The sequence below is a fragment of the bacterium genome (assembly GCA_037131655.1).
Classification (GTDB): Bacteria; Armatimonadota; Fimbriimonadia; order Fimbriimonadales; family JBAXQP01; genus JBAXQP01.
This window is the reverse complement of record JBAXQP010000191.1, coordinates 1-5,294: the sequence shown is the minus strand read 5'-3', so window position 1 is coordinate 5,294 and position 5,294 is coordinate 1. Positions and strand designations below refer to the sequence as shown.

Sequence of the window (5,294 nt, the reverse complement as noted above, 5' to 3'; positions counted from 1 at the left end):
CCCTAGGATCAGGATGGTCATCTCTTCACAACGTTCCGAATAATTGTCTTTTGCTCTTTGGCGTCGGGGCGGGTGAGGTATTCCTCTTCATGTGGGCTGGCAAGTTGGTAGCCGGCTTCTTTTATGAATGCATGTAAGCGTTCGATCGTCGGGCCTTCCTCGCTATAGGGACCGAGGTGGAGAATTTGGGCGACTGTGCCGTATTCCCATGTTTCGAGGCAAACTTCGACTTCTGGCGTTTTTTGTGGAAGTTCCGTCACCCAATCGGGAACTGGCAGTGCCCAAATGCCTTGCCACTCATCTTTAGGGACTAAATGCGCATCAGGCCATCGCGCTCGAAGTCCGGTAACCTTAAAATCCAGCCCTTCCTTTTTCTTGCTCATTTTCAGTTTAAATACCGAGCCAAATAACGCCCCCATCACAAGCTGGCCGACATTATTGGGATCGCCTTTAGAATAAACCACCGCCACCTTCTGCGGCAGCATCTCGATAATCCTAGGCTCAAGTTTCCCCATCATACTCATCTACACCTCTATATGATTATGGCTCTATTGGCTTTTGTGTGGATAGAGTGCTAGTTTTCAAAGAAAGAATAGTTTTACGATCCGATAACTGCCGAAGAGTCTGGATCTATAACGTTGAGAGAAACGTGCTCAAAGGCCTACGGAGATTCGATTTCTAATAGTTGGCGGTAAAATTCAATCAACTTCTTCATCGTGCTATCTGATAAAATCAAACGGGAGGTTGACGAATGGGCATTGAGTTAATCCCGCTTCCAATTGAGTTTTATCTGCAACCGACTGTTCAATCCGCAAGGGAGATTTTGGGGCAAATATTAGCTTTCCAATCTCCGAAAGGATTGGTCGCCGGTCGAATTGTCGAAGCTGAAGCCTATCGTCTTATCGATCCCGCTAGCCATTCTTTTCGAGGCAAAACTTTACGCAATGCCTCAATGTGGGGACCTCCAGGTCATGCTTATATTTATTTAATCTATGGCATACATTGGTGTATTAATGCAGTTACTCAACCTGAGGGTGAATCTGATGCGGTTCTCATCAGAGCATTAGAACCAATTGAAGGCATTGAAATCATGCAGGAGAATCGGCCGACAGAGCGAAATATTAATCGTTTGTGTTCTGGCCCTGCTAATTTATGCAAAGCGTTGGGGATTAAAGGAGCATTAGATGGCGCTGATTTAATGAATGGCCCCCTAATCATCGCTCAAGGTGAACCGGCGCCGGATGAGAATGTTATTCAAACAACTCGCATCGGCATCAGTAATGCCCAGGAGTTACCCTGGCGTTTTTATGTCAAGAGTAGTCCCTCAGTCTCGAAAAGGGATAGGTCTAAAGAGCCAATGGCTGAAAGGAAGAAAAGATGAATACAGAAGATCGCGGTTCGTCCATTAATCGTTCTGTCGGTTGGGCGCTTGTTTTGTTTGTTGTACTGGAGCTTATCACCGGCATCATCCTCATGTCGCAATACCACGCGACGGCGGCGCATGCGTTTGGAAGCGTCGAAGTTATTCGCGCGTCCCGACTTTTTAGCTTTGTCCTAGGGTTACACCATTGGCTTTCCGCTTTGTTAATCATCTTCGTGGCTGTATATTTGGTAAATTTAATGCTAAGTGGAGCCTATCGCCGAATGCAGTGGCAAATCTGGGTAATATGGCCGATTTTCTTCTTAGTAATCGTTCTTTTTCAGCTTACCGGCCATTTACTGCCATGGGATATTCATGCCGTCCGAACAGCGGTCACGGAGACAGGGATAGCCGAGAGTCTTCCGATAGTAGGCTCATTAATCGCTAAATTACTGAGAGGCGGCGCATCGGTTGGACCTCAGACGCTTCATATCTGGTATCTAGCACACGGCCTCCTACTGCCGATAGTGACGGTTGTTTTGACTGCAATCCTGTTAGCTTACTGGCGAATTGCCGGGTATAAATTGACAAAATCTGCCCTGTTATTAGTGGGTTTAGGGATTTTGGCAGCCGTGATTATGGCTATGACCTTACAACCTCCATTTTATCAAGCAGTCAAAATTGGCGATTTTAACAGCCCTTCTGATAGACCGGAATGGTACATCCTTCCGCTTCATGCGATGCTGGTAATAGTTCAAAACAATGCCCCGAACGCCGCATTTGTTGCGACCGCTGTCATCCCAGCACTCGCATTTCTATTCATTTTTGCCTTGCCTTGGCTAGATAAAGGTTCAAAAGAGAGAGCCTCTTTATGGGTTCAAATCGTGGTCATGATAGGCATCTTCGGCCTTGCGCTTCTGATAATCCCATTTTTTGTCCCAAGAAAAGGCCAAGCTACCGTTGCCCAATTCGCCGGTATGCCATCCGCCAGTACACCGATCCATCAAGATTTCAGTAAATTTCCTCCGGCCGATCCACAGCTAGCTGCGCAGGGGCAGATACTCTTCCGGCAGGGTTCTTGCGCCAATTGTCATTCCATTAACGGCAAAGGGGGAAGCGTTGGGCCAATCCTCGACCATGTCGGAACAGAGTTCCCCGACATCAATTGGCACATCAAACACCTGCAAGACCCAAGAAGTGTAAGCCCCGCCTCAACAATGCCCGGTTTCTCAAACCGCTACACTCCCCAACAGCTCAAAGCTTTGGCTAATTATCTGAGGAGTTTAAAGTGAGGAGGATTTGGGAGAGAGGCAAGAGGCAAGCTTCGGGTAATTAGTAAGATATCGGAATTTACATTACGTATTTGAACTTGTCATTGCGAAGATTGATCGTACCCTTGGCAATCTCCTCGTAATGACACTTCTGGCTATGCCTTTTGTTTTAAACCCCTACCCAAACGGGCTGGCTTGTTTTTCGGCGGGGGGGAGGAGAGCGTTGATTTGCTCGGTTTCCTCGGGGGAGATGATGCCGTCGTTGGCGTCGGTTACATAGAAACTTGTGATGGCTCGGCCTGCCCAGAGACCCAGGCGGGCGCTGTGGATGTTCCAACCGATACTGGATAGAGCATGGGAGATGCGGTAGAGTACCCCTCTGTCTACAGGCGTTTGAACATCGACCAGGGCATGTACATCAGTTGCTCCAGCTTGGACTTTTACTTTGAAGGCGGTTTGAAGTGTATCAGGGTCTTTGCCGCGTTTGCGAACTAACTGCGCTACAGTGGTTTTTCCCGTCAACACTTTCTCCAAAAAGCCTTTGACCTCATTGCACTTGGCCGATGAAAGCTGCCTGCCTCTGAAATCGACCCAAATAGTATCGAGCGCAATCGGCGACTCGCCCTGGCGAGTGAAAACATAGGCGGCATGCACATCTAAATCAGCCGCATAGAGACAGCCTGTAATTTTGCTCAAAAGACCCGGTTCAGGATCATCGGGAGTGACGATCGTAAGTTCGGTATGCGCTGAAGCGGGTGGGTGATAGAAGTCGATGACCGGTTCGCCCTTCTTGGCCTTTTCGACATAAGCGATATGCAGCGCCATTTGCTCGCGTGGGGTGTTGAGCAGATAGTTGGGAGGCATGTTTTGGATGTGCTCGGCTACGATGCTCTCGTCGGTGTTCTCTGGGTTCAATTCGCGCATAAGTCTTCGACGAAAACCACCGATATCGGGGACGTCATCTTCCGATTTAAGCGCCCTGAGAGCCCTCATATAAAGTTCACCCACAAAGTGCGCCTGAAGAGGTGTCCAGATGCGCGCAGCAACGCCTTTTGTATCGGCATAGGTCAACAAGTAGAGCATCTGAAGCCGCTCGGGGTCATCCACTACTTTGGTGAAATCGCGAATAGTGTGATCGAGGGTAAGGTCACGTTGGCGTGCGGTTTGAGCCATTACTAAGTGATTTTGAACTAGCCAGATAGCATCTTCTTTCGCCTTCGAATCCCATCCCCATAAATCGGCGACCTTGCCGACGAGTTCTGCGCCTACTTCCGGATGCGGCCTGATTGGATCGCCTTTCCCTGCATCATGATAGAGCATTGCCAGATAAAGCGCCTCGGGCCGAACGAGTGATTGAAGCGAATGTCTGAGGTCGGTTTGCTCCTGAGCTTCATCATCCATAAGCTCATCAAGATAAGCAATCGCACGAAGGGTATGCTCGCCTACTGAAAACTCATGTGAGGAATCGTAGGGAATGAGATGATGAATGGCGTTGAAGTCAGGAACTATCCAGCCCAATACTCCCAGATCGGCCATCAGGCGAAGGGTCTCGGCTACTTTGCCGCGTTGGGAAAGGATTTCCATCATCAACCGACCCGCCTCTCCCCAATTCGGCATTTGAGGAGTTTCGGATATTACTTCTTCTATAAGCACCTGGGTCGCAAGGCTAAGCTTGATATTATACTGCTGGGCAATTCGGCAAGCCCAAACGGTCCAGAGAGGCGATTCACGCTCCAGTGACTTATTGGCGGGTGCGATTTCCCCATGTTCACAATCTAATCCGATGCTCAAAAACAATTTACTTTCCGCAATATAACGAACGATGTGGCGGCAAAGTCGGAACAAGTCATACATGTGTTGATAAAGATCATGCATCAGCGGTTCAGCCGGTGAATAGCCAGGCTTGGCTTGATAACCGAGCTTTTCAGCAATGATCTCCTGTCGGGTTCGGGCTAGGATATCGCGCTGCTCTCCGGCCAAGCAGTGCAAGTGGTTGCGCACTCTTGTCAGGAATTCAAACGCCTCGCCTAATCGCTTCGACTCTTCGTCGCTAATAGCGCCATTGTCGCAGAGCACTTGCCAGATTTGGTAGATAGGCGAGTTATATCGAACCTGCGCCATCCATCGGGCTACATGAAAATCGCGTATTCCACCAGCGATTTCTTTGAGATTAGGTTCCGCCAGATGGGGTGTGTTACCAAATTTAAGATGACGCGCCTCATATTCGCTCACCTTTTCAAAGATAAAATCAGTGGGATTGAATACCGCCCAAAAAGACTGATCGAACCTGGCATATTGGCTTCGACTGCCTGCGATTAGCCGCATATCGACCAATCCTGTGCGCGTTTTTGAATCAAGTTGAGCGCAGTCATCCATGAGACGATAAGCATAACCGACTTCAACGCCTGCCCGGGTCATGATGACATCCATTACGCTGCGGAACATGTGGCGAACGATAGCATCGAGGAACGGATCACCGTCTTGATAGGGGATGAAAGTGAGGTCGAGGTCGGAATAGGGCGAAAGCTCTCGGCGTCCATATCCGCCAGTCGCAACAACTGCAATTTCAGGTTCAACATCAGTATGACCAGGCATCTCTTGACGCGCCTTGGTGACTGCCATTTCGAAAAGCTGTTTCACGACGCAGTCCATAAGCGCCGAAT

4 protein-coding genes are annotated in these 5,294 nt (G+C 49.0%); 2 read left to right on the top strand and 2 right to left on the bottom strand.

Features of this window, described 5'->3' with window-relative positions; genetic code table 11:
- Positions 1-17 precede the first annotated feature (17 nt).
- A complete protein-coding gene (locus tag WCO51_09300) occupies positions 18-524 on the bottom strand; it encodes a GyrI-like domain-containing protein (GenBank protein MEI6513453.1) in 507 nt (168 codons plus the stop codon).
- A 227-nt stretch (positions 525-751) separates the two neighbouring features.
- On the opposite strand from WCO51_09300, the gene WCO51_09295 reads away from it, so the two are divergent.
- Both WCO51_09295 and WCO51_09290 read left to right on the top strand, forming a co-directional pair.
- Positions 752-1,381: a DNA-3-methyladenine glycosylase gene (locus tag WCO51_09295; GenBank protein MEI6513452.1), complete on the top strand. Its 630-nt coding sequence runs from the start codon at positions 752-754 to the stop codon at positions 1,379-1,381.
- Positions 1,378-2,652, top strand: a complete 1,275-nt coding sequence (locus WCO51_09290; protein ID MEI6513451.1) for a cytochrome b N-terminal domain-containing protein — start codon at positions 1,378-1,380, stop codon at positions 2,650-2,652. Before WCO51_09295 ends, WCO51_09290 begins: the two co-directional genes overlap by 4 nt.
- A 156-nt stretch (positions 2,653-2,808) precedes the next feature.
- Here WCO51_09290 and WCO51_09285 read toward each other — a convergent pair.
- Positions 2,809-5,294, bottom strand: a 2,486-nt coding sequence (locus WCO51_09285) for an HD domain-containing protein (GenBank protein ID MEI6513450.1), incomplete at its 5' end; no start/stop codon positions are given.

Bases quoted from the DNA above. Each gene is read 5' to 3' on its own strand.
- WCO51_09300 (MEI6513453.1), bottom strand. From the start codon at position 524: ATGAGTATGATGGGGAAACTTGAGCCTAGGATTATCGAGATGCTGCCG.
- WCO51_09295 (MEI6513452.1), top strand. From the start codon at position 752: ATGGGCATTGAGTTAATCCCGCTTCCAATTGAGTTTTATCTGCAACCG.
- WCO51_09290 (MEI6513451.1), top strand. From the start codon at position 1,378: ATGAATACAGAAGATCGCGGTTCGTCCATTAATCGTTCTGTCGGTTGG.